Annotated in this window: 28 protein-coding genes and 1 pseudogene; 16 read left to right on the top strand and 13 right to left on the bottom strand. The window is 67.3% G+C overall.

Translation table 11 applies throughout. The features are described from left to right. Window positions 1-106 precede the first annotated feature (106 nt). The 5 genes and pseudogenes from ACIQF4_RS08090 to ACIQF4_RS08070 all read right to left on the bottom strand — a co-directional run. Window positions 107-634, bottom strand: a pseudogene (locus tag ACIQF4_RS08090) (PfkB family carbohydrate kinase); the annotation flags it as partial. A 2-nt stretch (window positions 635-636) separates the two neighbouring features. Further along, window positions 637-1,695, bottom strand: coding sequence for an NAD(P)-dependent alcohol dehydrogenase (locus ACIQF4_RS08085; RefSeq protein ID WP_400579935.1), 1,059 nt, complete (start codon window positions 1,693-1,695; stop codon window positions 637-639). Window positions 1,696-1,751: 56 nt separating this feature from the next. Continuing rightward, window positions 1,752-2,687, bottom strand: coding sequence for a carbohydrate ABC transporter permease (locus tag ACIQF4_RS08080; protein ID WP_400579933.1), 936 nt, complete (start codon window positions 2,685-2,687; stop codon window positions 1,752-1,754). After that, window positions 2,684-3,652 (bottom strand): carbohydrate ABC transporter permease, encoded by a 969-nt coding sequence (locus ACIQF4_RS08075; protein WP_400579931.1) that lies wholly within the window; start codon window positions 3,650-3,652, stop codon window positions 2,684-2,686. The genes ACIQF4_RS08080 and ACIQF4_RS08075 overlap by 4 nt, the downstream gene beginning before the upstream one ends. A 20-nt stretch (window positions 3,653-3,672) precedes the next feature. After that, on the bottom strand, window positions 3,673-5,025 hold the full coding sequence (locus tag ACIQF4_RS08070) for an ABC transporter substrate-binding protein (RefSeq protein WP_400579929.1): 1,353 nt from the start codon (window positions 5,023-5,025) through the stop codon (window positions 3,673-3,675). Window positions 5,026-5,301: 276 nt separating this feature from the next. Here ACIQF4_RS08070 and ACIQF4_RS08065 point away from each other — a divergent pair, with 276 nt between their 5' ends. The 7 genes from ACIQF4_RS08065 (at window position 5,302) to ACIQF4_RS08035 (ending at window position 10,708) form a co-directional block, all read left to right on the top strand. After that, window positions 5,302-6,225, top strand: coding sequence for an AraC family transcriptional regulator (locus ACIQF4_RS08065; RefSeq protein WP_400579927.1), 924 nt, complete (start codon window positions 5,302-5,304; stop codon window positions 6,223-6,225). 58 nt (window positions 6,226-6,283) lie between these two features. Then, complete coding sequence (locus tag ACIQF4_RS08060; RefSeq protein WP_400579925.1) at window positions 6,284-6,610, top strand: hypothetical protein; 327 nt, start codon at window positions 6,284-6,286, stop codon at window positions 6,608-6,610. A gap of 165 nt (window positions 6,611-6,775) precedes the next feature. Then, the gene (locus tag ACIQF4_RS08055) at window positions 6,776-7,120 is read left to right on the top strand and encodes an iron chaperone (protein ID WP_400579923.1); all 345 of its coding nucleotides are present in this window, start codon (window positions 6,776-6,778) and stop codon (window positions 7,118-7,120) included. A gap of 37 nt (window positions 7,121-7,157) precedes the next feature. After that, entirely contained in the window at window positions 7,158-7,670 is a 513-nt protein-coding gene (locus tag ACIQF4_RS08050) for a DinB family protein (protein ID WP_400579921.1), read from the top strand. A 221-nt stretch (window positions 7,671-7,891) separates the two neighbouring features. Continuing rightward, window positions 7,892-8,269: a VOC family protein gene (locus ACIQF4_RS08045; RefSeq protein WP_188811287.1), complete on the top strand. Its 378-nt coding sequence runs from the start codon at window positions 7,892-7,894 to the stop codon at window positions 8,267-8,269. Window positions 8,270-8,529: 260 nt separating this feature from the next. After that, complete coding sequence (locus tag ACIQF4_RS08040; RefSeq protein WP_400579918.1) at window positions 8,530-9,714, top strand: DUF1524 domain-containing protein; 1,185 nt, start codon at window positions 8,530-8,532, stop codon at window positions 9,712-9,714. Window positions 9,715-9,778: 64 nt separating this feature from the next. Beyond that, window positions 9,779-10,708 (top strand): excalibur calcium-binding domain-containing protein, encoded by a 930-nt coding sequence (locus ACIQF4_RS08035; protein ID WP_400579916.1) that lies wholly within the window; start codon window positions 9,779-9,781, stop codon window positions 10,706-10,708. A gap of 86 nt (window positions 10,709-10,794) precedes the next feature. Here the strand turns inward: ACIQF4_RS08035 and ACIQF4_RS08030 are convergent, their stop codons facing one another. Together ACIQF4_RS08030 and ACIQF4_RS08025 are read right to left on the bottom strand one after the other, a co-directional pair. Beyond that, entirely contained in the window at window positions 10,795-11,229 is a 435-nt protein-coding gene (locus tag ACIQF4_RS08030) for a nuclear transport factor 2 family protein (RefSeq protein WP_400579914.1), read from the bottom strand. A 131-nt stretch (window positions 11,230-11,360) separates the two neighbouring features. Then, window positions 11,361-11,759 carry a DUF1304 family protein gene (locus tag ACIQF4_RS08025; protein ID WP_400579912.1) on the bottom strand — a complete coding sequence of 133 codons (399 nt, stop codon included), beginning with the start codon at window positions 11,757-11,759 and terminating at the stop codon, window positions 11,361-11,363. 120 nt (window positions 11,760-11,879) lie between these two features. On the opposite strand from ACIQF4_RS08025, the gene ACIQF4_RS08020 reads away from it, so the two are divergent. The 4 genes from ACIQF4_RS08020 to ACIQF4_RS08005 all read left to right on the top strand — a co-directional run bounded on the left by ACIQF4_RS08020 (window position 11,880) and on the right by ACIQF4_RS08005 (window position 16,933). Next, on the top strand, window positions 11,880-12,929 hold the full coding sequence (locus ACIQF4_RS08020; RefSeq protein WP_400579910.1) for a helix-turn-helix transcriptional regulator: 1,050 nt from the start codon (window positions 11,880-11,882) through the stop codon (window positions 12,927-12,929). Between the two features lie 177 nt (window positions 12,930-13,106). After that, a complete protein-coding gene (locus ACIQF4_RS08015; RefSeq protein ID WP_400579908.1) occupies window positions 13,107-14,081 on the top strand; it encodes an ATP-binding cassette domain-containing protein in 975 nt (324 codons plus the stop codon). Further along, entirely contained in the window at window positions 14,081-15,700 is a 1,620-nt protein-coding gene (locus ACIQF4_RS08010; RefSeq protein WP_400579906.1) for an ABC transporter permease, read from the top strand. Before ACIQF4_RS08015 ends, ACIQF4_RS08010 begins: the two co-directional genes overlap by 1 nt. A 42-nt stretch (window positions 15,701-15,742) precedes the next feature. Then, window positions 15,743-16,933, top strand: a complete 1,191-nt coding sequence (locus ACIQF4_RS08005) for a glycosyltransferase (RefSeq protein WP_400579904.1) — start codon at window positions 15,743-15,745, stop codon at window positions 16,931-16,933. 17 nt (window positions 16,934-16,950) lie between these two features. Here ACIQF4_RS08005 and ACIQF4_RS08000 read toward each other — a convergent pair whose 3' ends face one another. Then, window positions 16,951-17,688, bottom strand: a complete 738-nt coding sequence (locus tag ACIQF4_RS08000; protein WP_400579902.1) for a hypothetical protein — start codon at window positions 17,686-17,688, stop codon at window positions 16,951-16,953. A 30-nt stretch (window positions 17,689-17,718) separates the two neighbouring features. Next, a complete protein-coding gene (locus tag ACIQF4_RS07995) occupies window positions 17,719-19,020 on the bottom strand; it encodes a hemolysin family protein (protein ID WP_400579900.1) in 1,302 nt (433 codons plus the stop codon). Window positions 19,021-19,090: 70 nt separating this feature from the next. Between ACIQF4_RS07995 and ACIQF4_RS07990 the strand changes: the two genes are divergently transcribed. Then, window positions 19,091-19,666, top strand: coding sequence for an SOUL family heme-binding protein (locus ACIQF4_RS07990; protein ID WP_400579898.1), 576 nt, complete (start codon window positions 19,091-19,093; stop codon window positions 19,664-19,666). Window positions 19,667-19,706: 40 nt separating this feature from the next. Here ACIQF4_RS07990 and ACIQF4_RS07985 read toward each other — a convergent pair whose 3' ends face one another. The 3 genes from ACIQF4_RS07985 to ACIQF4_RS07975 are packed head-to-tail and all read right to left on the bottom strand — an operon-like array spanning window position 19,707 to window position 22,461. Continuing rightward, entirely contained in the window at window positions 19,707-20,138 is a 432-nt protein-coding gene (locus tag ACIQF4_RS07985; RefSeq protein WP_400579896.1) for a DUF2177 family protein, read from the bottom strand. Beyond that, window positions 20,135-22,003 (bottom strand): AMP-dependent synthetase/ligase, encoded by a 1,869-nt coding sequence (locus tag ACIQF4_RS07980; protein WP_400579894.1) that lies wholly within the window; start codon window positions 22,001-22,003, stop codon window positions 20,135-20,137. Before ACIQF4_RS07980 ends, ACIQF4_RS07985 begins: the two co-directional genes overlap by 4 nt. After that, window positions 22,000-22,461 (bottom strand): MarR family winged helix-turn-helix transcriptional regulator, encoded by a 462-nt coding sequence (locus ACIQF4_RS07975; protein ID WP_400579892.1) that lies wholly within the window; start codon window positions 22,459-22,461, stop codon window positions 22,000-22,002. The genes ACIQF4_RS07980 and ACIQF4_RS07975 overlap by 4 nt, the downstream gene beginning before the upstream one ends. Before the next feature lie 125 nt (window positions 22,462-22,586). Here ACIQF4_RS07975 and ACIQF4_RS07970 point away from each other — a divergent pair, with 125 nt between their 5' ends. Next, window positions 22,587-23,453 carry a DUF1295 domain-containing protein gene (locus ACIQF4_RS07970; RefSeq protein ID WP_400579890.1) on the top strand — a complete coding sequence of 289 codons (867 nt, stop codon included), beginning with the start codon at window positions 22,587-22,589 and terminating at the stop codon, window positions 23,451-23,453. A 78-nt stretch (window positions 23,454-23,531) separates the two neighbouring features. Beyond that, entirely contained in the window at window positions 23,532-23,867 is a 336-nt protein-coding gene (locus ACIQF4_RS07965; RefSeq protein ID WP_350003866.1) for a cupin domain-containing protein, read from the top strand. Window positions 23,868-23,958: 91 nt separating this feature from the next. On the opposite strand, the gene ACIQF4_RS07960 is transcribed toward ACIQF4_RS07965, so the two are convergent. Next, the gene (locus tag ACIQF4_RS07960; protein ID WP_400579888.1) at window positions 23,959-24,663 is read right to left on the bottom strand and encodes a TetR/AcrR family transcriptional regulator; all 705 of its coding nucleotides are present in this window, start codon (window positions 24,661-24,663) and stop codon (window positions 23,959-23,961) included. Window positions 24,664-24,713: 50 nt separating this feature from the next. Here ACIQF4_RS07960 and ACIQF4_RS07955 point away from each other — a divergent pair, with 50 nt between their 5' ends. Together ACIQF4_RS07955 and ACIQF4_RS07950 are read left to right on the top strand one after the other, a co-directional pair. Continuing rightward, window positions 24,714-25,151, top strand: a complete 438-nt coding sequence (locus tag ACIQF4_RS07955; protein WP_400579886.1) for a nuclear transport factor 2 family protein — start codon at window positions 24,714-24,716, stop codon at window positions 25,149-25,151. Between the two features lie 8 nt (window positions 25,152-25,159). Beyond that, on the top strand, window positions 25,160-26,053 hold the full coding sequence (locus ACIQF4_RS07950) for an NAD(P)H-binding protein (protein WP_400579884.1): 894 nt from the start codon (window positions 25,160-25,162) through the stop codon (window positions 26,051-26,053). Window positions 26,054-26,074: the final 21 nt, after the last annotated feature.

The following is a 26,074-nucleotide window of genomic DNA, read 5'->3' as shown; positions in this document are numbered from 1 at the left end:
CGCTCGGCTTCCGCAACCTCGCGAACTACACAGCCAGGAGCCTGCTCGAGGCCGGAGGTTTCAGACCCTCGCTACACCCTTGATTCCGAAGAGCCGCTTTGACGATGTCGCTCACGGACACGAAGCCTTCAATGTCCCGCCGGGCGGCGTCGGCGTCGCCGCTGATGGCCGGCCGGCAGTTGGGATCGAAGCTGACGGTGGCATGGGGCCGGGCAGCATCCACCAGCCGGCGAACCGTCTGGTTGCCTGGAGCCAGGACGGCGGCGATGGATCCGGTATGGACATGAAGTGAGCTTTCCACCGCCGCCAAGGCCGGGATGGAAGCGCCACTGATGTCCCAGCCAATGGAGAACGTGTACTCCGCGGCGCCGTTCCCGTCCAGGGACGCCGCCGCGGACGACGTCGGCAGGGAACCTCCCACAATCGCCTCCACGTTGTTGCCGCCCAGATGGTCAGCGATCAGCAGGCCGTGGGGATCGTCGGCATAGTGCGTCACGAGCGTGGTTGCCAGGCCGAGACGGGCAACACCTATGGCAACGTTGAGCGGGCTGCCGCCGGGATGTCCCTGCGTGCGACCCACCTCGCGTGGATCGCTGATGATGTCGACCAGGGACTCGCCGATGACGGTGATCATGGTCAGCGGCCCGGGTAGACGACGGCCTTGAGCTGGCCGGGCTGCTTGCCTGCCTTGAGTGCCTCTTCGGACTCGGCGAGGGCGAACCGGCCCGTGACCAGGATGTCCAGGTCCACTTTCCCATCAGCGATCAGCTGGATAGCCAACGGCCAGGTGTTGGTGTAGCGGAACACACCGGAAAGCCAGATCTCCCGGTTCTGGATGTACGAGACCGGCAGTTCGACGTCGTCTGCGCCGAGCCCCACCAGGATCACGCGGCCGTCCGGGGCCACCGCCTTGATCCCGGAACGGACCGCCTGCGGTGCGCCGGACGCGTCGATGAACGCATCGACGTCGAGCCCTTCCACGCTGTCCGTCCTGGCGTTGAGCGCGTGCGTGGCGCCGTGTTTGAGGGCGAACGCGAGCCGGTCCTCGGCGATGTCGCTGATGTAGATTTCGGTGGCGCCGAAGGCCCGGGCGGCCTGGGCGGCGATGATGCCGATGGGCCCGGCGCCCGCGATCAGGACCCGGCTGCCTGGCTTGATCTCCGCGCGCTCGCAGGTCCAGAGGCCCACGGAGAGCGGCTCGATCAGGGCGGCGGCCTCGTCACTGACGCTGTCCGGGATGTCGAAGGCGAAGTCGCTCTGGATGGTGACGTATTCGGCGAACGCGCCGTCGATCGGCGGGGTGGCGTAGAACTCGATGTCCGGGCAGAGGTTATACCTGCCGGCCTTGCACTGTTTGCATGTGCGGCAGGGGCGCTGGGGTTCGACGGCGACCCGCCGGCCGACGCGCGCGGGGTCGACGGCGCTGCCGACGGCGGCGATCCGGCCGGAAAGTTCGTGGCCCAGGACCAGCGGGTGGTCCACGATGTAGGGGCCGATCCTGCCGTGTTCGTAGTAGTGCACGTCGCTGCCGCAGACGCCCACGGCGGCCACCTGCACCAGGACCTGGTCCGGGTCGAGCTGCGGAAGGGGCAGGGTTTCCATGGCCATGTCGCCCTGGCTTTTGAGGATGTTCGCGCGCATGGTGGCGGGCAGTTCGGTGCCCGTGGCGGGTGACTGGGTGGTTGCTGTTGTCATCGAAGTACTCCTTGAAAAAGTTGTGGTGGGAACCGGCGGCTATTTCACGGCGCTGGTTACTTCACGGCGCCGAGGGAGAGGCCCTGGACGAGTTTGTCCTGGGCGGCGAAGCCCGCGAACAGCACAGGGAGGGATATCACGACGGCGGCGGCGCAGACCTGGGCGAGGAAGAGTCCCTGGCCTGAGACGAAGCCCGTGAGGAACACCGGTGCTGTGCCGGCAACTACGCCGGTGAGGACGCGGGCCAGGAGCAGTTCGTTCCAGCTGAAGATGAAGCAGATCAGGGCGGTGGCGGCGATGCCGGGCATGGCTACCGGGGCGATGATTTTGCGGAGGATGAGCAGGAGCTTGGCGCCGTCGATCTGGGCTGCCTCCAGCATTTCCTCCGGGACTTCGGCGAGGAAGGAGCGCATCATCCAGACGGCGATGGGCAGGTTCATGGAGGTGTACATCAGGATCAGGAACCAGATGTTGTCCAGTGCCCCGACCGTCCGGGCGAAAAGGTAGAGCGGCAGGATCGCTGCCACCACGGGCATCATCTTGGTGGAGAGGAAAAAGAACATCACGTCTGTCCACTTCTTCACCGGCCGGATGGAGAGCGCGTACGCGGCCGGGAAGGCCAGGAGCAGCACCAGGACGGTGGACAGGACCGAGGCGGTGGCGGAGTTGATCAGTGACGGCCAGGGGCTGACGCCGGATGTTTCGCCGAAGAATTCCCGGTAGGCATCCAGGGTGAGGTTCGCGGCGATGGACGGCGGGTTGGTTGCGGCGTCCGTTTCGGAGTGGAACGAGGTGAGGATCATCCACAGGACCGGGACTGCGAAGAGCAGCGCGAGCAGCCAGGCTGCGATGCCGGCGGCGGTGTTGTTGCGGGTGGGGTCCATCCGTGCTTTGCCGCGGCGGCGTGGCGCGCGGCCGGTGTTCAGCGCGGTGGGCGATGTGGAACGGGCAGAGCCTGAGCTTTGTGGTGCAGCGGGGGTGAGGGTGCTCATCGTGCTGCCTCCTTCTTGAAGAGTGAAAAGACGGTGCGGAGGGCGAACGTGGCCACGATGATGGTGCCGATGACCACCACGACGCCGGCGGCGGATGCCAGGCCGTATTCGTTGGCGAAGTAGAACGTCTGGTAGATCGCGTAGGGCAGGTTGGCCGTGCCGAGCCCGCCGGCGGTGAGCGTGAAGACGGCGTCGAAGTTCTGCACGATGTAGATCGCGCCCAGGAGTCCGCCGAGTTCCAGGTACTGGCGCAGGTGCGGCAATGTCAGGTGGCGAAAGATCCCCCAGGGGGTGGCGCCGTCCATCTGGGCAGCTTCGACAGTGTCCATGGGGCGGGACTGTAGGCCTGCGAGCAGGATGAGCATCATGAACGGGGTCCACTGCCACACCAGGGAGAGGATCACGGCCATCATGGGTGCCTGCGAAAGCAGGTCCAGTTGCGGCGCCGCGGCGCTGCCGAAGAGTGACCAGACCCAGGTGAGGACGCCGTTGATCAGCCCGTAGGCGGGGTTGAGCAGGGCGTGCTTCCAGATCAGGGCCGCTGCCACGGGAACCACCAGGAACGGTGCGATCAGCAGGGTCCGTGCCAGGCCACGGCCGATGAACTTCTTGTCCAGCAGCAGGGCCAGTCCCAGGCCGATGAGCAGGCTGATGAGCACCACGGAGACGGTGAGGAGGATGGTGGTGAAGATCGCCTGGCGCAGGTCAGGGTCGGTCAGGACCGTGGCGTAGTTCTCCAGGCCGGCGAAAGCCGATTTGTCCGGGCTGAGGCTGTTCCAGTTCATGAACGAGATGATCAGGGTCGCCACGAACGGAAGTTGCGTGACCAGGATCAGGAAGACCAAGGCCGGCATCAGTGGTGCCCGCCGCGCCCATGCCAAGGCTCGTTCGCGCGATTTGGCGTCCCGTGTAGGTTTGGCTGCGGTGTGTCCCGGGCGGGAGATGCGCGCCGTTGCGGTAGTCATGATGTTCTCCTGCGGTTAGGTTAGGGCTGCTTGTACTTGTCGCCGACCTTTTGGGCGGCTTCCTGGCCCTTGGCCAGCGCGTCAGCCACGCTGCCCTGGCCGGCGATGGCGGAACTGACACCCTGGGACACGTTTGTGCCGAGGGCTGCGAACTCGGGAATGCCGACGAACTGGATCCCGACGGCGGGGCGTTCCTGCGCGCCGGGGTTTTTGGGGTCGGCGTTCTCGATGGCGAAGCGTTCAGCTTCGAAGAACGGCGCTGCCTTCTGGAATTCGGTGTTCTCGTAGGTGGAGATGCGCTTGCCGGACGGAACCTTTGCCCAGCCGAGCTCCGAGGCCACGAGCTCCTCGTAGTCCTTGGAACTGGCCCAGGCAATGAATTTCTCGGCAGCGTCCTGCTTCCTGGACGCGGCCTGCATGGCCCAGGACCAGGTCCACAACCAGCCGGAAGATGCGGTTTCCTTCACCGGTGCCTGGGCGTAGCCGATCTTGCCTTTGACCGGGGAGTCGTCAGCTTCCAGGGCGCCTGCGGCGGAGGTTGCGTCGTACCACATAGCCACGTTGCTCTGGCTCATGTTGTTAAGACATTCGGTGAACCCGGCCTGCGCGGCTCCTGCTTCACCATGCTCGCGGACCAGCTTGGTGTAGAACTCCACCGCTTCGGTGAACTCCGGGGAGTTGACTTGGGCATTCCAGTCCTTGTCGAACCAGGTCCCGCCGAAGGTATTCACCACGGTGGTCAGGGGTGCGAAGACCTGGCCCCAGCCCGGCTGGCCGCGCAGGCAGATGCCCTTCATGCCCGGTTCCGCGCCGTCCACCTTCGCGGCGATGTCGGCCACCTCGTCCCAGGTGGGCTTCGCCGGCATGGTAAGGCCCTCGGCGTCCAGGATGTCCTTGCGGTACATCAGGAACGAAGACTCCCCATAGAACGGCTCGCCGTAGAGCTTGCCGTCTTCACCGGTGAGGGACGCCGTGTAGGCGGGCAGGATGTCTTCCTGGTCAAACCCGGGATCCGCAGCAACATCGTCCAGCGGGGCAAGCCAGCCGTTCGCGGAATAGAAGGGAATCTCGTAGTTGGAGAGGGAGGCGACGTCGTACTGGCCGGCCTGGCTGGAGAATTCCTGGCTGATCTTGGCCCGCACGTCGTTCTCCGGCAGGATCGTGTAGTTGACCCTGATCCCGGTTTCCTTGGTGAAGTTCTCCGCGGTAAGCCGCTGCAGATCCTCCATCTGCGGGTTGTTAACCATCAGGACACTGATGCTGTTCGGGTCTCCGGCGGAATTGCCACCGCCGGCACCTGCACAGGCCGAGGCGCTCAGCGCGACACACAAAGCGCCGGCGGCCAGGGTCGCAGCACGCATTTTTGGGCGCATTAAGGACTCCTTTGTTCTTCAGGGGTGCACAGTCACCGCACCCGACTGCCACGTCGGGGCACTGGACCTGCGCGAGGGCCATCCACCGGAGATCCCGGTGTTCCTCGCTGATGTAGTTCAAGGTTAGGCCTGGGGCGCAGGCCACAACTAGCGTCCTGCTTGCCAATTTCTGATACTTATTTTCCGGACATCACGGCGGATCAGGCGCTACTCTGGGACCGGGACCGCCCACGCCTGTCCATACTTCATAAACCCACACACCTACGGAGCACCACGATGACGGCCGCGGATACTGCTGACGGAGCCACGGCAAGGCTGGCCGAACGCCTGCTGGGGATGCGGGCCAACCGGGAGGTCATCCCGCCGGACCCCAACCATTCAGTCCGGTGGCACCAGCACAGCTACCCCAGCCCGGTGGCACGGTGGAACTACCATCCCGAGTACGAGATCCACTTGATCCGCAAAGGCACGGGAAAGTTCATCGTCGGGGACCATATCGGCACGTTCGAGGCCGGCCATGTCGCTCTGGTGGGTTCCGGCCTGCCGCACGACTGGGTCAGCGACCTCGAGCCCGGCGAGGTGCTCGAGAACCGGGACGCCGTGATCCAGTTCGACGGTAAGTGGGTTGAGCAGGCGGCGGCCTTGGTTCCCGAACTCGCCGAGGTGAGGCCGCTGCTGGAGCAGTCCCAGCGGGGGATCGAATTCCTGGGCCGTTCAGCGGAGGAAGCGGCGGCGGCCATCGAGGCGATGGGGGAAACCTCCGGCCTGGCCCGGCTCCAGCACCTTTTTGAGCTGTTCGGGGTTCTGGTCCGGGCGCCGCAGGAAGACCGGCGCTACCTGGCGGAGGAGTGGTTCCGCCCGCAGCTGGACGGCCAGGCCGCCGCCGTCGTCGACCTTGTCCTGGAGTACGTTTTCAGCAACCACGCCGGTACCGTCAAGATGGCCGAGGCAGCGGCACTGGTGGGCATGCCCGAACCCACCTTTTCCAAGTACTTCAAACGCGCCACCGGCCAGAATTTCAGCGACCTGGTCCGCAAGCTCCGCCTGGCCCACGCCCGGCGCCTGCTGGAGCGGACGGACAAGGCCATTTCGGACATCTGCTACGAAGTGGGTTTCTCGAACCTTTCCAACTTCAACCGGCACTTCCTGAACGATGCCGGGGAAACGCCGCGGAACTACCGCCAGCGCGTTCAAGGCTGACGGCGGCGGCCCGGCAGCAGGTCTGTTGCCCGTGACCCAGCGCCCATAGGGTGGGGCCATGGCTGATACATTCGCGTCTTTGATTGAAGCGTTCAAGAACATTGGCGTCTCCAAGGCGTACGGTTCCCCGGTCCAGGTCGGAGGGGAAGAGGTCATTCCAGTGGCGCTGGTGTCTTTCGGCTTTGGCGGAGGCGGCGAAGCCGGGCCGGACGGTGCCTCCGGCGGCGGGGGAGGCGGAATGGTGCTACCGCTTGGTGTGTACCGGAACGTCGGCGGGCAGGTGTCCTTCCGGCCCAATACCGTGGTGGCACTGTTTTGCCTGGTGCCAGTCATTTCGGTCGTCGGGGCGGCGGTGCGTAAGGCGATCCGGGCCGCGAAAGCGTAGCGGGAAAACCCGGCGCACCGGGCTGCGCACCGAGGCCCTGGGTGGGCGCGCGGGGACCGCCCCTGCGCGTTGACCCGGGCGTCGCTGCGCTGGTCTGCGCAGCAAGGTTCCGTGGCGCTGGGACCGGCCGTCCCGCCGTCGTACGCCCGGGTCTAGACTGGCCGCATGGGTGACGTTGACGATTCCCTTGCCACCTTGCCTGAACCTGAACGCGGCTGCCTGCAGCGCGTTATCGCGGCCGCGCGGCGCATTGTCCCCGAGGCCGAGGAGGGCCGCAGCTACGGGATGCCCGCCTTGAAGCTGGACGGCAAGCCGCTGATCGGGGTGGCGGCGGCAGCCAAGCACCTGTCCATCTTCCCGTTTTCGCCAGAGGTGGTGGACGCCGTCGCGCCCAGGCTGGAGGGCTTCTCCCTGTCCAAAGGCACCGTCCGGTTCACGCCGGGCCATCCCGTCCCTGATGAGGTGGTGGAGGAGATGGTCCGGCTCCGCCTGGCGGAGATCCGGAAGTAACGCAGGGCCCGCGCCCCCGAGGAAAAGGAAGGGAACCGTGAAAACCAACGAACTGCTGCTGGACGCCTTTGGCCGGGTTCGCGAGACCGTGGAGGCCACCCTTGACGGGCTCGACGGCGCGGCGCTGGCCCTGCGGCCGGACGGCACCGGCAATTCGATCGCCTGGCTGGTCTGGCACCTGGGCCGCGTGGAGGATGCACAAGTCGCGGATGTGGCCGGCCGCGAACAGGTGTGGACGGGGCAGGATTTTGTGGGCCGGTTCGCCCTGCCGCTCACAGCCAACGACACCGGATACGGCCATTCCAGCGAGCAGGTGGACGCCGTGCGCGCTGAGCCGGGATTGCTGCTGGAGTACTACGACGCCGTCCACCGGCAGACTGTGCAGTTCCTGGAGACCCTAAGTGATGGCGACCTTGACCGGATCGTCGACACCCGCTGGGACCCGCCGGTCACCCTCGGTGTGAGGCTTGTCAGCACCCTTGCGGACTGCCTGCAGCACGTGGGGCAGGCCGCGTACGCCAAGGGCCTGAAGCCGCGGCAGGGCCGGTAAAGATCACCTATTTCCGTGGGCGCTTTTCGGTTCCATAATGGGCTCGTAGGCTTCGGGGACCCTGGCGCCATTGATGGCTGGCGGGGCACGCAGAGTTCCAGGTGGCCGCCCCGGCAGTGGCGCGAAGGGCGGTCATGCGTTTTCCCTGACCGCCGGGTCCGGGCAGCGCAACCGGGGGAGAGCAGCCGCCATTACGGCAGACAATGCACTAAGGAATCACCATGCTCAAAGATTCAGCAATTATGGCTGTCCTTCCCGCTAAGGACATCAACAGGGCCAAGGATTTCTACCGGGACAAGCTGGGGCTGGAACCCTCCGAAACCATCGAGGACAGCCTGATGTACCGCTGCGGAAACGGAACCAGCTTCCTCATTTACCAGACCGACAACGCCGGCTCAGCCAAGAACACCCAGATGGGCTGGGAAACAGACAACCTCGAACGCGAGATGGAGGAGCTGCGCGGCCGCGGCGTCACTTTTGAAGACTACGATTTCCCCGGCCTGAAGACGGAGAACGGCGTGTCCACCGACTCGTTCGGCAAGGGCGCCTGGTTCCTGGACAGCGAGGGAAACATCCTGAACATCGCCCAGCGCGCGTAATTCAGGGGCGGTTCCCGAAGGAGGATTACGACGGCGGCACGCGCCGCCGTCGGCCGCCGCGCCATGGTGTGCGGGGCTTTTGTCCGCAGTGTTACACGAAATATCAAGGCGGGATCAAGACGGAATCAAAGTTGCCTCAGGCTTCCCGCAGTTTCCGTAGTTCCGGTGTTGCCGGGAAATAGGCTCCTCACCATAACCACTTGTGGCTAAGCAAAGGCCCGGCGTGCTGCCGGGCCTTTATTTGTTGGGGGAAAACATCAATGACGAACAATGGGCCGGCGCTGGGACCTGTCCAGCCGGCGCCGGGTCCCGGACACGGGCCGGCACGGCGGCCGCGGCGGAAGTCCGGCGCCATCGCCCTGGGGGTCTCCCTGGCTTTCTTCGTTGCCGGTGCTGCTTCACTGCCCGCGGCTTTCTCCGGAGGCCTGGCGCCGGTCGCCGCGCAGACCCCGGCTGCCGCGGCCACCTCCACAGCCAACACTGCCCCGTCAGCCACGCCCGCGCCGTCGTCCGCTCCACCAGTCCTGGACGCCGGCGTGCCGCTGGATCCCGAGACCACAGCCGTGGCGGCGCCGGTCGCCGCGCAAGCTCCAGGAGCGAAGCCTGCCTTCGCCACCACAGCGGCAGAGCTGCTGGCCACCCTTCCGGTCAAGGGCCGGGCCCCCAAGACCGGCTACGACCGTGCCCTGTTCGGGCAGGCCTGGGCGGATGTGGACCGGAACGGCTGCGACACCCGGAATGACATCCTCCAGCGCGACCTGACGGGCATCACCTTCACGAACAGCGTGCCCTGCAAGGTGCAGTCCGGGACGCTGGCGGACCCCTACACGGCGACGTCCATCAGCTTCCTGCGGGGGAGCGGGACCAGCAGCAAGGTCCAGATCGACCACGTGGTTGCGCTCAGCGACGCCTGGCAGAAGGGTGCGCAGCAGCTGACCGCCGAAAAGCGGACGGCGTTGGCCAACGATCCGCTGAACCTTCAGGCCACGGACGGGCCCACCAACCAGAAGAAGGGCGACGGCGACGCCGCCACCTGGCTGCCGCCGAACAAGGGGTTCCGGTGCGAATACGTTGCCCGGCAGATTTCGGTGAAGGCGGCGTACAGTCTTTGGATCACCCAGGCCGAGCACGACGCGATGTCGTGGATCCTCGCTGACTGCACCGGCCAACCGGCGCCCGCTAACCAGGCGCCGGTCAACCAGGCTCCTGCCGCCCCGGCGCCCGCACCTGAAGTTGCTCCGGCTGCATCTGCTCCGGCTGCACCCGCACCGGCGGCTGTACCACCCGCTGTGCCCGCTCCTGCTCCTGCGGCCCCGGCACCTGCTGCGTACTACGCCAACTGTGCCGCTGCCCGGGCCGCCGGCGCCGCGCCGCTGTTCACCGGGCAGGCCGGCTACCGGGCAGGGCTGGACCGCGATTCGGACGGCGTTGCCTGCGAAAGCTGACCCATCGACTTGGGGTTTGAAAGCCCCATTGCATCACCATTTCAACCATTTCCTAGGGGGAAACATGACCAATTATTCGAACCACCCGTACCCTCCTGCGCAGCCGCAGCAGCGCTGGAAACCGACAGTGCTGTTCTGGATTGTGGCGGCAGTGCTGCTGCTCCTGCTCATTCCCTTCGCCTTGGTGGGTGGGCTGGGAATGGTGCTGTTCATTCTTGGTCTCGCTGCCTTGCTCACCGGGCTTTATGCATTCCTCTTCAAAAGGCGGTCCTGGGTGGGGCTGCCGCACCGCAAGTCCGGCGGGCTGGTAGCTGTTTCCGGATTTGTTGCACTTATCCTGGGCGCGGGCGTAGTTGGTGCTACCGCCGCCCCGCGGGTGGAGACTGACAAGGCAACTCTGGTCAGTCCTGTAAAGGAATCGGCAACTGCTACGCCAACGCCTACACCCAGTGCAACAAACCCCGCCAATTCCACTTGCAAGACTGCTGCCGCAACGCAGAAGTACAGCAGCCAGACGCTCATCTGCACCATGGGAGCCGACCAGCGCCTTGTATGGATGACTGAGGCTGATTCCAAGCGTGTCCTTGCCGAGAAGGCTGCCGCGGATAAGGCTGCCGCCGAGAAGGCGGCGGCAGAAAAGGCAGCCGCTGAGCAGGCTGCTGCCGCGCAGGCTGCGGCGGAAAAAGCTGCGGCGGAGAAGGCTGCAGCAGATCAGGCCGCTGCAGAACAAGCTGCCGCAGAGCAGGCTGCCGCAGCCCAGGCGGCCGCCGCCCAGGCAGCGGCTGAACAGGCTGCGGCTGAACAGGCTGCGCGGGACGCTGCTGCCCGCCAGGCTGTGCCAGTGCCGGCACCGGCAGCACCGGCGCAGTCGTCCGTTTACTACGCCAACTGTGCAGCTGCCAAGGCGGCAGGCGCGGCACCCCTGTACCGGGGCCAGCCGGGCTACCGTCCCGGGATGGATGGCGACTCGGACGGCGTGGCCTGCGAGCGCTGACCAGCCGCGCTCAGCAGAATGATGCCGTGGATACCCTTCGCAGGGTGTCCACGGCATTTCGTTGCTCGGTCCCGGCAGTCCCACGATCAGTGCGATGTCAGTTCCCGCATCAGTCCGAGCTGTGACAGGAACTCCACCTGGTCGAAGTAGAAGTGGTGCGAGGTGATTTCGCCTCCTTCGACCCGGGCGATGTCGCAGCTCCGGACCCTGACCTGCTTGCCCGTCGCCGGCATTGATTCGCCGGTGGGCAGGCTCAGCGGCCCGGTGTTCGTCCCGACAACATAGCCCTCGTCGATGGCCACGTTTCCGGCCTCGTGGCTGTCACCGTGCTCGTACCGGACGTCGGGCATCGATTCCCAGAAGTGGAAAAGGTAGTTGGTGATGGCGTCGCGCCCGGTCAGTTCCCCCTCGTCGGGGGTGTAGGCAACAGCGTTGACGGCGTAGCACCGGGCCAGCGTCTCTTTGTCCTTGCTGTCCATGGCCGTGGTGAGACGGTCCATGACTTCGCGTGCCTGTCCCATTGTGGACCTCCAATTTTTGGGCGGCCTCACGGAAGCGGGGGCCGCTTCGTGGATTGGTTCCGGCTGCTGCCGGAACCTCTTTAATTGCACGTCCGCCGAAATTTGCTGTCAACGGACGCTGCTACCCTGCTTCAGAACGGCAGCGTCAGCAGTGCCAGCAGGGCCGGGACGGTGGCGCCTAGGGTGCCCGGAATGCTCCCGCCCTTCTTCGGATAATGGCCCAGCATGTCCGCCAGGAACATGGCTGGAGCGGTCAGCACCATGTTCAGGCAGCAGTAGACCACCAGCGTGTAGCCCACCACCAGGTAGCCCATGTTCACCGCGGCCACCCCCGCCAGGACCCCCAGGCCGATCACCAGGTTCCGGAACCCGGTGGGGATGGCCCACATCATCACAGCCGGAACGTTCCGCGGCGGGGTACTCAGGAACTTCTGCGCCCACGGCCGGTGCATCAGGAAGCTTTCCAGCGGGAACACCGCGATGTACACCACGGCGGCGAGGACCGCGAAGATCTGGGATACGGCGTTCATGAGGGAAGAGTACGACGCCGGTGCGCGCCTTCCCCATCCCCTGCAAGGGGGTTCCGGGGTGCTTGGGAAATCCCCACTTTGGGGGATTGCGGTACGGCCCCTCGGGCGGATACTGGAGCTATGTGGGAGGAGCGCGCTGAGCGTGCCCGGCGGGATATCGCCGCCCTGGCCACCAGCGGAATGAACCTGCCGGACCTTTACCCCGCCGCGCTCGCCGTGGTGCAGCGGACGGTGCCGTTCGACCAGGGGTGCTGGGCCGGCGTCGACCCCCACACCCTGGTGATGACGTCCGTTACCAACTGGAAGCCATGGCCGGTGCGGGAAGACGAGTACGTGGAGTACTCGGCACGCTTCGCGGAGACCGAATACGCGGGCAACGAACCAAACACCTTCGCCCAGCTGCTGCAGCGCCCCCGGCCCATCGCACGCATGTCCGACGCCCCGCACCGGGAGGTGGTCCGCAGCGTCCGGATCAACGACCTGTTGAAGCCGCAGGGCCTGGAACACGAGCTGCGGGCTGCCTTCCGGGTGGACGATGCCTGCTGGGGTGTCGGCAGCATCTTCCGCGCTGCCGGCCGGGATTTCACGGACCGCGAGGTGGAGTTCCTCGCTGCGGTGACGGCCACCCTCGCGGCAGCCACCAGGATCGCCGTGAGGGTGGGGCACCCAACCCGGGCAGCCGCCGTCGGACCCGTGATTGTCATCGCCGGCCCGCACGGGGAACTGAAAGCGGCAACCCCCGCCGCCGTTTCCTGGCTGGCAGGAGTGGAGGATGCCTTGCCGGGCCGTTTCAGCATGGTGCTTTACTCGCTGGTGGCGCAGGCGTCCTCCGCAGTGTCCGGCACGGCCCGGGCCAGGATGCGCGACGCCGGGAACAACTGGGTGGTGCTGCAGGCCAGCCGCCTGATCACCGGCGACGATCCGGAACAGATGGTGGTCACCGTGGAACCCGCCACCACCCATGACCTGGCCACCCTGCTGCTCGCAGCGTATGGAGTCACGGCCCGCGAGCAGGAGGTCTGCCTGGAGGTGCTGTCCGGGAACCCCACCGCGGACATCGCCCGGCACCTGTTCATCTCACCGCACACTGTGCATGACCACCTGAAATCGCTCTTCGAGAAAGTGGGTGTGGGCAGCCGCGGCGAACTGATGGCCAGGCTGGTGGCCTGACAGCAGGGATGGGGTGCCGCCCTGTACCAGTGCTGTACGGCCCTTCCTCGCCGGTGCGGGCACTTGTATGCTGTGGATCGGAGAGCCGGGAAGCCTGGTCGGCCCGCAGCCAGCGGCTGCGGAACGCCTTGGCGCCGCCACAGGCGTTCGCGTGACGAGCCAAGGAGCGGACTGTCCATGGATGCAGCAGCACAACCCGTGATCGAAGCCCGCGGCCTGGTTAAGGACTTCGGCAAAACCCGGGCCCTGGACGGGCTCAACCTGACCGTGGCACCGGGGGAGGTGCACGGGTTCCTGGGCCCCAACGGTGCCGGCAAATCCACCACCCTGCGGATCCTCCTGGGCCTGATCCGGCCCACCTCGGGCACCTCCCGGGTCTTCGGGCTGGACCCGTGGGCGGAGCAGGTCGCCGTGCACCGGGACGTCGCCTACGTTCCCGGTGACGTGAGCCTGTGGCCGAACCTTTCCGGCGGCGAAGTCATCGACCTGCTCACCGGCCTCCGCGGCGGCGCTGACGAAAAGCTCCGCCGTGGCCTCATCGACGAGTTCGAGTTCGATCCCCGCAAGAAGGCCAGGACCTATTCGAAGGGCAACCGGCAGAAGGTTGCCCTGATTGCCGCGTTTGCCCGCCCCGCGCGGCTGTACCTGCTGGATGAGCCAAGCGCCGGCCTGGACCCCGTGATGGACGCTGTGTTCCGGCGCCAGGTGGAACGGGTCAGCAAGGACGGGGCTACGATCCTGCTGTCCAGCCACATCCTCAGCGAAGTGGAACAGCTCTGCCACCGGGTGACCATTATCCGCGCCGGGACTGCCGTGGAAACGGGCACCCTGGGCGAACTGCGGCACCTGCAGCGCACGCATTTCCGGGTTACCGGGCTGGCCGATCCTGCACGGGTGGCCGCTTTGCCGGGCACCCACGGGGTGAGCGTTGCCGGCGGCGCGGCAGAGTTCGACGCCGATCCAGGTGACCTCGGGTCTGTCCTGGCCGGCATCGCGGAACCGGGAATCAGCGGGCTGTCCGTGGCGCCGCCATCCCTGGAGTCCCTGTTCCTGCGCCACTACAGCGACGGCAACGGCAAGCGGACCGGCAAAGGCAAGCGGACCGGCCACGCCACAGAGGGCAGTGAGCGCACGGACAGCGGGGTGCTGTGATGTCCGGGGTGCTGCGGCTGCTCCTGTTCCAGGCCCGCCGGGACAGGGTGGCGCTGCCCGTTTGGATCCTGGGCATCACCCTTCTCAGCTTCGCCACGTCCGCCGCGGTGGCCACCCAGTTCGGGGACGAGGCCGGGCAGGCCGCCATCCTCCGCCTTGCCGCGGCCAACCCGGCGTTCCTGTTCCTGCGGGGTCTGCCTGACGGGACCGGCACCGGCGCGGTGGTGTTCTTCCAGGGGTTTGCGTTCACGGCTGTCCTGGGAGGGCTGATGAGCACGTTCCTGGTGGTGCGGCACACCCGCACGGATGAGGAGCTTGGCCGGGCCGAGCTCCTCGGTGCGGTGCCCATTCCGCGGGCCGCGTCCCTGGCGGCGACGCTGCTGCTGGGCACCGCCGCCAACCTGGTGCTGGCTGTTTCTGTGGCCGCCGCTTTCATGGCCGCGGGACTGCCCGCGGCCGGCTCGGTTGCGGCGGGGGCCGCCGTCGGCAGTATTGGCATTTTCTTTGTGGCCCTTGCCGCCGTCGCCGCCCAGGCGCTGCCTTCGGGCAGGAGCGCCAACGGCGCCGCCGCGGGACTGGTGGGCGCGGCCTACCTGGTGCGCGGCATCGGGGACGCGCTGGGGACGCCCACGCCGGACCTGCTGCACGTGACGAGTGCCTGGCCCTCGCTCCTCTCACCGATCGGCTGGGGCCAGCGCATACGGCCGTTCAGCAGTCCGGACCCGGCGTGGCTGCTGGTGCCGCTCGCTGCCGCGGCCATCCTGGGCATGGCGGCAGTGATGGTCCGACGACGGCGGGACGTGGGTGCCAGCCTGCTGCCCGAGCTTGTGGGCAAAGAGCGCGCAGGGATGGGCGGGACCTCCTTTGTGGGCCTGGCCTGGCGGCTGCAGCGTTCCACCCTGGCCGGATGGTGCGTGGGTGCCGCGGCCCTGGGCGCCGTGGCGGGTGCCCTGGGCCCGGCGGTCACCGAGACGGTGTCCAGCCTGGGGCCGGTGAAGGAGATGATCGAGCGGCTGGTGCCCGGCGGGGAGGCGGGACTAATCGACGTGTTCGTCACGGCGCTGCTGGGCATGGCCGGGGTGTTCGCCGCGGCCGCCGGGATCCAGGCAGTTCTCCGGATGCGCGCCGAGGAAGCGGAGGGCAGGGCCGAGCTGCTGCTGTCCGCGCCGAAGTCCCGCGTCCGGTGGCTCGGCGCCAACCTGGCCGTGGCTGCCTTTTCCGCCGCCGCTGTTTCCTCGACGGCGGGAGCCGCTGCCGCCGTCGGCCTGGCTGCCTCGGGGACCTCCGACGGGCCCGCCTGGCAACTGGTGCCGGCCGCGCTGGCCCATGTCCCCGCAGCCCTGGTTTTCCTTACGGCGGCAGCTGTTGCCTTCGCCATGGCACCGCGCCTCAGCGTCCTGGCCGGCTGGGGGATCCTTGCCGCGGGAATCATCCTGGGTGAGTTCGGGGAGCTGTTTGGCCTGCCGGCGTGGCTGCAGGACGCGAGCCCGTTCCGGCATTCTTCGGCCATGCCGGTGGAATCCTTCGACCAGGCCGGGGCGTCGGGCCTGCTGCTCGCGGCGGCGGCCGGGGCTGCGCTGGCCGCCTACGCCCTGCGCAGGCGGGACCTGGCCGCATGATGCCGGCCCTCCACACGATGAAACGGACCTGAAGCGATGAAAATGATGCTGCTGACCGCTGGAACGCGCGGCGACGTGGAACCCTTTCTTGCCCTGGCGCGGGCCGCCGTGGCCCGCGGACATGAGGTCCGGATCGCCATCCCGGAGAACTCCGGTGCGGACACCGCCGGCCTGGACACCGTCAGCCTGCGGATGGATTTCGCCCAGCTGGTCAGCGACCAGGGTGTTTCTCCCCGGGCCGCCGCCCGGACCTTCAAGACGGTGATCCGGCCGGCGGTGGGCAGGCTTCTTTCCGCGGCTGTGGAGCACATCGTTGCCTTTTCCCCGGATGTGGTGGCCTACCACCCGAAGGTCCTCAGTGCTCCGGCCGCGGCGCAGAGGCTGGGAATCCCATCAGTGCTGGTGGAAACAGTGCCCGCGCTGACCCCCACCAGGGAGTTCCCGTCGCCCATCATCCCCGCGGCCAGCCTGGGCCCGCTGAACCGGTTCAGCTACGCACCGGCGAGGGCGGCCACACTGATGTTCAGGCGGGAACTGCAAGCTGCGCTGGACCTGATGCCGCCAGGACGTACGCCGGCAGCGGGGACCCGCGCCACACTGATCCCCGTCAGTCCCCACCTGCTTCCCCGCCCGGCTGACTGGCCGGCCTCGGTGCACCTCACGGGCCACTGGGCCGCTAAACCCGTGGCTACGGAGATCGATGACGAGCTGGAGGCCTTCCTGGGCGGCGGTGATTTTGTGTACGCGGGATTCGGCTCCATGAAGGCCGGTGACGCCCGGGGCCGGGGCGCGGCGGTCATTGAGGCAGCCCGGAGGAACGGGCTGCGGACGCTGGTGGCAAAGGGGTGGGGCGGCATCGAGGTCCCGCCGGCTGTGGTGGGCGGCGACGTGCTGGTCAGGGAATCGGTGGCCCACCACATGGTCCTTCCGCGCGCCGCGGCAGCCATCCACCACGGCGGCGCGGGCACGGTCCATGCCGTGGCGCGGGCCGGGATCCCGTCCGTGGTGGTGCCGTTCATCGCTGACCAGCCGTTCTGGGGTGCTGTCCTGCACCGTCGGGGCCTGGGCCCACAACCGGTACCGTACCGGAAAGTCACCGCGGACAGCCTGGCCCGGGCCCTCGGCGAGGCCCGAAGCTGCCGGATCCAGGCAGCCCGGACAGGTGAGCTGGTGCGCGCCGAGGACGGGACCGCCGTCGCGGTTGGTGTCCTGGAAGGGTTGGCGGGTCCTTAAATTTCCGCGGCCAGCTGTCAGGCAGGACCGTGAATACTTGCGGGACGGTGCCGGGCGGGGTCGAAGTTGTCAAAAGACGAGGCTCCAATCAGGAAGATGCCCCGCTGTGGGATCCAGAAGCCGCCCAGCCGGGTCTGCACCCGCAGGGGCTGCAGGCTACCGAGGTCCTGGCCATTGAGCGAGGCGGAGCTTCGGGAAACGAACCACATGCGGCGGGGTTTCGCCCGGAAGCCCTGCCCGTTGGGAACGGCGCCCGTCAGTCCCAGCCGGCCCGCGCGGAGCACCGGACCGGAGGCGGCGCCCATGGCCTTCAGCACGGTCTTGTTCTCCAGGGCTGAAGCAGGGAGGGCTGTCAGTGCTGCCGTCATGACGCGGGTGACGGGGGTTGACGCCAGCTCCAGGTCCCACGCCAGGTCAACGTCCCCGCCAATGCGGACGCTGAGCGCCGCGTCCTCCGTCCAGGTGACCGTGATGGGGCATTGGACCGTAGCCTCCAGGGCGGCGCCGAAGTAGCGGGCGCAGGACACCGCGGGCGGCGCGTCGGCGTAGATGGTCCAGGAGCCGGAGGGCCGGCGCAGCCAGACGGACCTGTATCCGGGGCCGATACTGGTGACGGGAAAGCGCCGCATGGCAAGGACATAGCCGGTATTGAAGGACAGGCCCATCACCCCGTACCCGGAAAACCGTTCGTCGTCCCCGGGCCCCAGGGCAGCACTCTGTTCAACTTCGAGGACCTGCGCCCGGATGCTCTTCATGGCTTCCTGCCTCCACCGTCAGCGGTGGCGTCAGTCTACGCCCGGCTGCCCGCCCGCGGGAGTCACCCGGATCCGGGAAATGCGCAGCCGGTCCATCGCCGTCACCGTCAGCACATGGCCGGCCACCTCCACGCTGTCGCCCACCTTGGGGAGCCGGCCCAGCCGGTCGATGATGTACCCGGCCACGGTCTCATAGTGGCCCTCCGGCAGTTCGATGCCGGACGCCGTTTCGAACTCCTGCAGGATCAGGGCGCCGTCCACACTTAGCGTCCCGTCGGCCTTGGTGACGCGGTCCTCCGGGTCAGTGCCGGTGTCGTACTCGTCGTAGATCTCGCCCACCAGTTCCTCCACGAGGTCCTCCAGGGTGACGATGCCGTCCGTGCCGCCATACTCGTCCACCACCAAGGCAATGTGCTGGCCCAGCCGGCGCATCCGGGACAGCGAAGGCAGGACTTTGTTGGTGCCCGGCAACGGAAGGATCTCCCGCACGATGTCCCGCACCGGGCCGTCGTCGTACTCTCCGTCGCGGGGCATAAGGTCCCGGATGTGGACGAAGCCCAGGACGTCGTCGGGCGTTTTGGCCATGACGGGATAGCGCGAGAACGGGCCGTCCCGCACCATGCTGCGCGCCTCGCCGATGCTCATGCTGCCGTTGATGAACGTCACCTCGGTGCGGGGACGCATCACCTCCTGCAGCGAGCGCTCGCCGGCGCCGAACACATCGCTGAGGATGCTGCGGCTGTGCTCCTCCAGCATCTCGCTCTCAGCCACCATGTCCCACAGTTCCTCGGAGCTGATGCTCTCCTGCTTGGCGTTGGGGTCGCCGCCGAACAGCCGCACCACCGCGTCCGTGGAGACGGACAGCAGCCAGACGACGGGCCGCATGATTTCGGAGAGGACGCCCAGCGGAGGGGCAAGGACCTTGGTGAAGCCGACGGCGCTCTGCATGGCAAGGCGCTTGGGCACCAGTTCGCCGAGCACCAGGGAAAGGTAGGCCACCAGCAGCGTCATGCCGATGAAGGCGACGGGCTCCGCGGCGGGGCCGAAGCCGATGCCTTCCAGGAGGGGTTCGACGTCGGGGGCGATGGTGGAGGCGCCGTATGCGGCGGAGAAGAAACCGGAGAGCGTAACGCCGATCTGGACCGTGGACAGGAACCGGTTGGGATTGCCGGCCAGTGCCGCGATCCGTGCCCCGCGCTTCCCGGTTCTCTCCATCTGGCGCACTTGGCTCTCGCGGAGGGACACCAGCGCCATTTCCGTGCCCGCGAACACCCCGCCCAGCAGCACAAAGAAGAGGACCAACAGGAAATTGAGCAGGGTGTCGCTGTCCATGATCAGACAGTACCGAATGCCGCTGCCCGGGTTACGCTCCGGGCCTTTGCGGCGTAGGGTCTGAGGGACCATGACCGAACAGCAACCGTATGAGCTCGTGAGGCGCTACCCGCACTTCGAGCTGCGCCGTTATCCCGCCTATGTTGTGGCGGAAGTCCAGGTCAATGCGACCTTTGACCGTGCCGGAAACGCTGCTTTCCGGCACCTCTTCAACTACATCAGCGGCAGCAACACCGCACGGCAGAAACTGGCCATGACGGCGCCCGTCATCCAGGAGCCGGGGCCCCCGCAGAAGCTGGCGATGACCGCCCCCGTGCTGCAGAGCGGTCCGCTGCGGGGCGGTGAACCCACTAATTTTGCGGTGGGGTTTGTGCTCCCTGCGGGCGTGACGGCGGAGACTGCGCCGGAGCCGCAGAACCCTGACGTGAAAATCCGTCCGGTCCCCGGCTCCCTGACCGCAGTTGTGCGGTTCTCGGGCAGCGGTTCGGAAGCTGCGTTTGCCCGGCACTACGAGGGGCTGCAGGCAGCGCTGAACCTGGTGGGGCTTGCGCCGGTGGGGCCGCCCCGGTTTGCCCGCTTTGATCCGCCGTTCAAGCCATGGTTCCTCCGCCACAACGAGGTGCTGCAGGACGTCGCGGACGCCTGACCGCCGCTGAGCGGCGCCGGCCAGCGCTGGCCGGCGCCGCTCAGGATGCAGGTTCCTTCGCCAGGAACCTGCGCAGTACGGTGGCTGTCAGCCAGGTGACCATGCTGCAGGCAGCGGCGCCCCAGAGGATGTCCGTTACCGCCACGACGGCGGTGAAGTCCTTGAGCACGGCGAACGCCGTCAGCGCCCAGGTGGCGTAGGTGAAGAAGCCGAACAACGCCGCCCCCGTGACCCGCTGCCGGAGGGTGGCATGGGCGTCGTTGGGCCGGACACCGTAGTGCACCATCCCGGCCACGAAGATGAGGTAGAAGGCAACAGCGCCGGCAGCGTTGGGCCTGGGCGCGATCAGGTGGCCGATCTGGCTTTGATAGAGGTTGCTTGCCACGAAGCTGATCCAGGCGAGGTCCAGCACGGCGAAGATCACGGCGGTGACCGCGTAGGAAATCAGCCATCTCTTGGTGCGGGTGTTCATGCTTGGCTCCTTGACTCGGCGTAGAGGTTCTCCACGATGTGGCGGGCGCGCTCGGTGAACGCGGTGCGTTTGAGCTTCATGGTGGGGGTGACCATGCCGTTGGCCTCGCTGAGGTCGGCCAGGAGCAGCACGAATTTGCGCACCTGCTCGGAGCGGGCCAGCTTCGCGTTGGCGGCACTGACCGCTGCGCCGATGGTGCTGAGGAGGCGGGCGTCCTCGATCTGGACGGCGCCGCCGTCGTCAGGGATCCGCAGGCCGGCAAGATCGGCGATGCCCTGCCGCTCGGCCCAGGCCGCCACGGATTCGGGGTCCAGCAGCACCAGCCCGCCGAGGTACGGTTTGCCCTCGCCCACCATGACGGCGTGCGCCACCAGCGGATCGCCCTCCACGTAGCCTTCCCAGATGGCCGGGGCGACGGTCTTGCCGCCGGCGGTGACAATCACGTCCTTGATCCGGCCCTTGAGGGTGAGCCGGCCCAGCTCATCGAGCTCGCCGAGGTCCCCGGTGCGGAAGTACCCGTCCGTGAACGCGTCCTGGTTGTCGGCCGGCCTGCGGTAGCCGGCGAACACGCCCACGCCGCGGGCCAGCACCTCGCCCCGGTCCGAGATGCGCACGGTGGTTCCGGGCATCGGGACGCCCACCGTGCCGGCGCTGATGGCACCGGGCATGTTCCCGGTCAGCGGCGCGGTGGTCTCCGTCAGGCCGTAGCCCTCGATGACGGGCAGGCCCAAGCCGCGGAAGAACAGGGACAGCTCGGCATCCAGCGCTGCTGCGCCGGAGAGCAGGTAGTCCAGGCGGCCGCCCACCAGCGCGCGGAGGCGGGCGTAGAAGAGGCGGTCGAACAGCGCGTGCCGCGCACGCAGGCCGAGCGGGGCGCGGACGGACGGGTCGGCGTCGTGCGCTTCCGCGAACCTGCCGTACTCGACGGCGGTGCGCTGCGCCGCAGCCCACACCCGGCCAAGGTGTTTCTGTGCCGCGGCGGCGGCAGCGGACGCCTGGATCTTCTGCAGCACGCGGGGGACCACCACCAGGAACGTGGGCTTCAGGACGCCGAGGGCGGGCACCACGTCTTTGGGGTCAGACAGGTGGGCGATGCGCATGCCGTTGGCCAGGCAGATCAGCTGCAGGCCGCGGGCCAGTACGTGGGCCATGGGCAGGAAGATCACGGTGTTGCCGCCTTCGCGGACCACGCCCGTGTAGGCGGCGCCCACGTTCAGCACCTGCCCCACGAAATTGCCGTGCGTAATCAGTGCGCCCTTGGGGGCGGCGGTGGTGCCGGAGGTGTAGACGATGGTGGCCACGGCGTCGAGGTCCGGCAGCAGGCGCCGCTCCTCAACGGCGCTGTCCGGGACAGCGGCGCCGCGCTCAGTCAGTTCGGCCAGGTCCGCGCCGGGACGAGCATCCATGGTCCAGACGCCCAGGTGCTCCGTCCCGGCCTGTTCAAAGCCCTGCTTCAGCAGGAGGGCATGCCCGGCGGTGCCGGCGATGGCCAGGCGGACGGCGGCGTCGTCCAGGACCGCGGCCACCTGGGGCAGGGCGGAGGTTTCGTAGACGGGGACCACGACGGCGGCGGCGAACCAGGCCGCCATGTCCGCCACTGCCCATTCGTACCGCGTGGGGGACATGATGGCGAGGGACTCGCCGGGCTGCAGGCCGGCGGCGATGAGGCCTTTGGCGAGGGCGCGCACCTCCTCGACGAACTGCCGCGTGGTCACCTGGCGCCAGGGATAAGTGATGGCGCCTCCCGGGGTCCGCACCTCGAAGGCGACGTGGTCCGGGGACGTCCGGAACCGCTGCATCAGCAGTTCCGTGGCGTTCCGGTGGCCGGCCGGCTCAACCAGCAGCGGGGTGGAGAACTCTTTCAAATGGTGTCCTTTGTGGAAAGCGTGTGCAGGTGGTCCTTCATCAGGCCTTGGGCGGCCCGGAGGAAATCGGCCACCGCGTCCTGCTGGGCGGCGGGCAACAATTCGATGTGCTGGTTCGTGGCGTCCATGAGGGGGCGCATCAGGCGCATGATGTCGCGGGAAGCGGCAGCGGTGGCGCTGACGTGCACATGGCGGCGGTCCCCTTCGCCGCGGAGGCGTTCCGCGTAGCCGCGGGTTTCCAGCCGGCTGACGATCGCGGTGGTGGTGGCGGCGGTGGCGCCAAGCTCCAAGGCGAGGTTCCCCACCGTCATGGGTCCGGACTGGGACAGTGCGGAGACGGCGCGGTAATCAGTGAGGTTCAACCCAAGCCTGCCCGCCACTTCACGCTCAGTTTGGTTGGCCAGGGCCAGCACTGCCTGAAGGGCGACGGCGGCCGGATGGTACGACGGTCGGCTCATGGCTCCTCCTCTCTTTCGCTAGTCTATATAGTAATTAGATAAGCTTGTAATCAAATCAGTTTGAATAGGCGGTTGCGCCGGTGCCCTACGCGGCTCCCGGCCCGGCGCGGGAAAGGAACGTCCTGATGAAGGATTCGGACCGTAAGGCGCTCATCATTTTTGTGGTCTCCGTGCTGGTGGGGGCGCTTGTCGCCGTTGCCGGCAGCCAGGGGGGTGCCGCTGTGGGCGGTTTCCCGCTGTTTGCGCTGGGGGTGGCTGCGGCGTTCGTCATCCAGTGGCTGGCCTTCATCCCGGCGTTCAAGGCGCAGACCGAAAAGTACTACGACCTCACCGGCGCCCTGACCTACATTGGCATCACCGGCCTCCTTGTCCTGCTGACTCCGGGCGTTGATGCGCGGGGCCTGCTCCTGGCGGCCCTGGTGGTGGTCTGGGCGGGGCGGTTGGGAAGCTTCCTGTTCCGGCGCGTCAGCAAACACGGCAAGGACGACCGCTTCGACGAGATCAAGCCGTCCTTCTTCCGCTTCCTGAACACCTGGACCGTGCAGGGCCTCTGGGTTGTCCTCACCGCGGCCGCTGCCTGGATCGCGATTACTTCCGCCACCAGGGTGGGCCTGGACTGGTGGGCGCTGGCGGGCTTCCTGGTGTGGGCTGTTGGCTTCGGCATTGAAGCTGTGGCGGACAGCCAGAAGGGCCGCTTCAAGGCGGACCCGGCCAATGAAGGCAGGTTCATCTCCACGGGCCTGTGGTCCAAGTCCCGCCACCCCAACTACTTCGGCGAGATTGTGCTCTGGATCGGTGTGCTCCTGATCGCCGTGCCGGTGCTGGAAGGCTGGCAGTGGGTGGCCCTGCTGTCCCCGGTGTTCGTGGCCTTGCTGCTGATCAAGGGCAGCGGCATCCCGCTGCTGGAGAAGAAGGCGGACAAGAAGTGGGGCGGCGAGCCCGGGTATGAGGCCTACAAGAAGAACACGCCGGTGCTGATCCCCAAGCTGTAAGGAGCTTCTCGGGGGCCCGGCTGCTGATAGGGACGCAGGGCCCTAGCCCTGGCTGTCCCCGGTGGGTACGGTGTCCGCATGCAGAAGATATCGATTGATGCCCTGGCCCGCCAGCAGCTCGAGGCAGCGGTGGCGGCTTCCAGCGGGCGGGCGGCGGACACGGCCTTCGGCGGCCATGAGAAGAAGCTGCGCCAGACTGTCATGGCGTTCCGTGCCGGCACCGAGCTGAGCGAGCACCAGAATCCCGGCGAGGCCACGGTCTACGTCATCAGGGGATCGGTCTGGCTGAAGTCCGGCGGTGAGGCGTGGCAGGGCAAGGCCGGGGACCTCCTGATCGTCCCGGACGGGCTGCACAGCCTGGAGGCCGAGGAAGACTCGGCGGTGCTGTTCACGGTGGTCAAGACGGACCGCTAGTCTCCGTGCGGCGCAGCCGCGCGAGCAGCCACACCGTTCGCGGGACGGACCAGGCGAGGGCCAGTTCGGGCGCTTTGACCGGGCTTTCGCTCTACGTGGTTCCTTCGGGTGCGGCAGGCCTTCCGCCGGGCCCGTCCTGCACCGTCACCGGGAGCAGGGACGCTGCCATGTAGCTGGTGATGTGCCGGGCGAAGCGTGGCAGGGACCAGCCCCGCTTCAGCACGAGGAGCTCGTAAAGCTCGGCCGAGCTGCAGACCCAGAGAACGTCGGCCGCCTCAGCCGCTGAGACGCCGTCGCGCAGGTAGCCGCGGTCCTTGAGGTACCGGGCGTGGTGCCGCATCCGTTTGAGGCGGTTATCCTCGATGTCCTCGAGAAGGGCAGCCATTTCCTGGTCGTTGACGGCGGCCGCGCGCATCAGCAGCCGGACCGGGGTGACCATCGAACCTACCTCGGCGGTGAGGAGGCCCCACTCGCGCAGTATCGCTGCCGGCTCGGATTCACGTTCCCTCATGGCATCGGAGCGCTCATATGCGGAAACGGTGCCGGCGCCGGCCAGATTCCGCTCATAGAGGGCCCGGACCAGGCCCGCCTTCCCGCCGAAGGCCTTGTACACCGTTTCCACCGAAACGCCGGCCTCGCCGGCGACGGCTGCAACCGTGGTGCCGGCATAACCGCACTCGTTGAGCTGCCGCTCCGCTGCCTGCAGGACCGCATCCCTGTTGCGCCGGGCCTGCTCTTGCCGCCCGCTGGAGTTGTACCGGCGCTTACCCTTGACCTCTGCCACTATTCGTTCCATGCTTGAGTATCAGATACAGGCGACTGTATCAAGTCATTCGAGGAGTGGGAATGATGGGAACGGCAGCTCCCGCGGAAGAGGTATTGCAGCGGTTGCTCACTGCTGTGAACTCCCACCGTCTGGACGATCTTGCGGCCTGCTTCTCCCGCGACTATCTCAATGAGACCCCCGTCCACCCGCAGCGGGGCTTCCGCGGGCGGGACCAGGTCCGCAAGAACTGGCTGGAGATCTTTTCCCAGGTTCCGGATCTTCGCGCACGCGTCCAGAGGAGCGCCGCGAAGGATGACACGCTGTGGACCGAATGGGAGATGGCCGGGACACGGCGCGACGGCGCTTCCTTCCTGATGCGCGGCGTGGTCATTTTCAAAGTTACCGACGGGCTCTTTTCTGCCGCCCGGTTCTTCCTCGAACCGGTGGAGGATGCCAGCGGCGACGTCAACGCAGCAGTCAGCCGGGTGCTTGGCAGCACCCCGGATTTCAGGGAGTAGGCAGCATCATGATTCTTGTTGCAGGGGCCACCGGCCAGCTGGGCGGCCTTCTTGCCCAAACATTGCTCACCAAAGGCTTCCCGGTGCGGGTCCTGGTCCGGAAAGGCTCAGCGCATGATGCCCTGGTGATGGCCAGCGCCGAGGCCGTCACCGGTGACTTGAAGGACCCTGGCTCACTCGCGGCGGCCTGTGACGGGGTGGACACCGTGGTGACCACAGCCAATTCCTCCGCCCGCGGCGGCGCGGACACCGTGGACTCCGTGGACCGCCTGGGCAACCGGAACCTTATTGAGGCAGCCAGCAGTGCCGGCGTCGGCCGTTTTATCTTTGTGTCCAACCTCGGCGCAAGCCCCGCCAGTCCGAACCCCTTCATGTCCGCCAAAGGTGAGACCGAGCAGCTGCTGCGCGGCAGCACGATGTCCTGGACCATCATCCAGCCCAACCTTTTCATGGATAAGCTGCCGGTCCTCGTGGTGGGGATCCCGGCTCTTTCCGGCCAGCCGGTCACCCTCGTGGGGGAGGGCAGGCGTGAGCATTCCCTGGTGGCCATGCGGGATGTGGCACAGTACGTGCTGGCCGCGGTGGAACACCCGGAATGGGACGGCCGGGTACTGGTCCTCGGCGGGCAGGAGGCGGTGTCCTGGCGTGATGTGGTGGAGGCTTTTGAGCAGGAGCTCGGGCGCAGTATTCCGGTGCGGACGGTTCCCCCGGGTCAGCCCGTACCCGGCATGCCGGACCTGCTGGCCGGGTTCCTCGCGCTGCTGGAATCCTACGATTCACGGCTGGAAATGGCGGATCTGGCCGCGCAGTACGGAGTGGTGCCCACAAGTCTCAGGTCCTGGGTGCACCGGTTCGTGCTGGAATCGTCCGGCGCTCCGGCCGGGGGCGTTCCTAAGGTGTGACCGTCACTGGCTAGGCTGGCG

The sequence above is a fragment of the Pseudarthrobacter sp. NPDC092202 genome (assembly GCF_044755505.1).
Lineage (GTDB): Bacteria > Actinomycetota > Actinomycetes > Actinomycetales > Micrococcaceae > Arthrobacter.
The sequence above is the reverse complement of the archived record's forward strand: the minus strand, read 5'-3'. Positions and strand labels throughout refer to the sequence as shown.

What these genes read in the sequence shown, in the direction of transcription:
- ACIQF4_RS08085 (WP_400579935.1), bottom strand. Translation starts at nt 1,695, where the DNA reads ATGACAACAGCAACCACCCAGTCACCCGCCACGGGCACCGAACTGCCC.
- ACIQF4_RS08080 (WP_400579933.1), bottom strand. Translation starts at nt 2,687, where the DNA reads ATGAGCACCCTCACCCCCGCTGCACCACAAAGCTCAGGCTCTGCCCGT.
- ACIQF4_RS08075 (WP_400579931.1), bottom strand. Translation starts at nt 3,652, where the DNA reads ATGACTACCGCAACGGCGCGCATCTCCCGCCCGGGACACACCGCAGCC.
- ACIQF4_RS08070 (WP_400579929.1), bottom strand. Translation starts at nt 5,025, where the DNA reads ATGCGCCCAAAAATGCGTGCTGCGACCCTGGCCGCCGGCGCTTTGTGT.
- ACIQF4_RS08065 (WP_400579927.1), top strand. Translation starts at nt 5,302, where the DNA reads ATGACGGCCGCGGATACTGCTGACGGAGCCACGGCAAGGCTGGCCGAA.
- ACIQF4_RS08060 (WP_400579925.1), top strand. Translation starts at nt 6,284, where the DNA reads ATGGCTGATACATTCGCGTCTTTGATTGAAGCGTTCAAGAACATTGGC.
- ACIQF4_RS08055 (WP_400579923.1), top strand. Translation starts at nt 6,776, where the DNA reads ATGGGTGACGTTGACGATTCCCTTGCCACCTTGCCTGAACCTGAACGC.
- ACIQF4_RS08045 (WP_188811287.1), top strand. Translation starts at nt 7,892, where the DNA reads ATGCTCAAAGATTCAGCAATTATGGCTGTCCTTCCCGCTAAGGACATC.
- ACIQF4_RS08040 (WP_400579918.1), top strand. Translation starts at nt 8,530, where the DNA reads ATGACGAACAATGGGCCGGCGCTGGGACCTGTCCAGCCGGCGCCGGGT.
- ACIQF4_RS08035 (WP_400579916.1), top strand. Translation starts at nt 9,779, where the DNA reads ATGACCAATTATTCGAACCACCCGTACCCTCCTGCGCAGCCGCAGCAG.
- ACIQF4_RS08030 (WP_400579914.1), bottom strand. Translation starts at nt 11,229, where the DNA reads ATGGGACAGGCACGCGAAGTCATGGACCGTCTCACCACGGCCATGGAC.
- ACIQF4_RS08025 (WP_400579912.1), bottom strand. Translation starts at nt 11,759, where the DNA reads ATGAACGCCGTATCCCAGATCTTCGCGGTCCTCGCCGCCGTGGTGTAC.
- ACIQF4_RS08020 (WP_400579910.1), top strand. Translation starts at nt 11,880, where the DNA reads ATGTGGGAGGAGCGCGCTGAGCGTGCCCGGCGGGATATCGCCGCCCTG.
- ACIQF4_RS08015 (WP_400579908.1), top strand. Translation starts at nt 13,107, where the DNA reads ATGGATGCAGCAGCACAACCCGTGATCGAAGCCCGCGGCCTGGTTAAG.
- ACIQF4_RS08010 (WP_400579906.1), top strand. Translation starts at nt 14,081, where the DNA reads ATGTCCGGGGTGCTGCGGCTGCTCCTGTTCCAGGCCCGCCGGGACAGG.
- ACIQF4_RS08005 (WP_400579904.1), top strand. Translation starts at nt 15,743, where the DNA reads ATGATGCTGCTGACCGCTGGAACGCGCGGCGACGTGGAACCCTTTCTT.
- ACIQF4_RS08000 (WP_400579902.1), bottom strand. Translation starts at nt 17,688, where the DNA reads ATGAAGAGCATCCGGGCGCAGGTCCTCGAAGTTGAACAGAGTGCTGCC.
- ACIQF4_RS07995 (WP_400579900.1), bottom strand. Translation starts at nt 19,020, where the DNA reads ATGGACAGCGACACCCTGCTCAATTTCCTGTTGGTCCTCTTCTTTGTG.
- ACIQF4_RS07990 (WP_400579898.1), top strand. Translation starts at nt 19,091, where the DNA reads ATGACCGAACAGCAACCGTATGAGCTCGTGAGGCGCTACCCGCACTTC.
- ACIQF4_RS07985 (WP_400579896.1), bottom strand. Translation starts at nt 20,138, where the DNA reads ATGAACACCCGCACCAAGAGATGGCTGATTTCCTACGCGGTCACCGCC.
- ACIQF4_RS07975 (WP_400579892.1), bottom strand. Translation starts at nt 22,461, where the DNA reads ATGAGCCGACCGTCGTACCATCCGGCCGCCGTCGCCCTTCAGGCAGTG.
- ACIQF4_RS07970 (WP_400579890.1), top strand. Translation starts at nt 22,587, where the DNA reads ATGAAGGATTCGGACCGTAAGGCGCTCATCATTTTTGTGGTCTCCGTG.
- ACIQF4_RS07965 (WP_350003866.1), top strand. Translation starts at nt 23,532, where the DNA reads ATGCAGAAGATATCGATTGATGCCCTGGCCCGCCAGCAGCTCGAGGCA.
- ACIQF4_RS07960 (WP_400579888.1), bottom strand. Translation starts at nt 24,663, where the DNA reads ATGGAACGAATAGTGGCAGAGGTCAAGGGTAAGCGCCGGTACAACTCC.
- ACIQF4_RS07955 (WP_400579886.1), top strand. Translation starts at nt 24,714, where the DNA reads ATGATGGGAACGGCAGCTCCCGCGGAAGAGGTATTGCAGCGGTTGCTC.
- ACIQF4_RS07950 (WP_400579884.1), top strand. Translation starts at nt 25,160, where the DNA reads ATGATTCTTGTTGCAGGGGCCACCGGCCAGCTGGGCGGCCTTCTTGCC.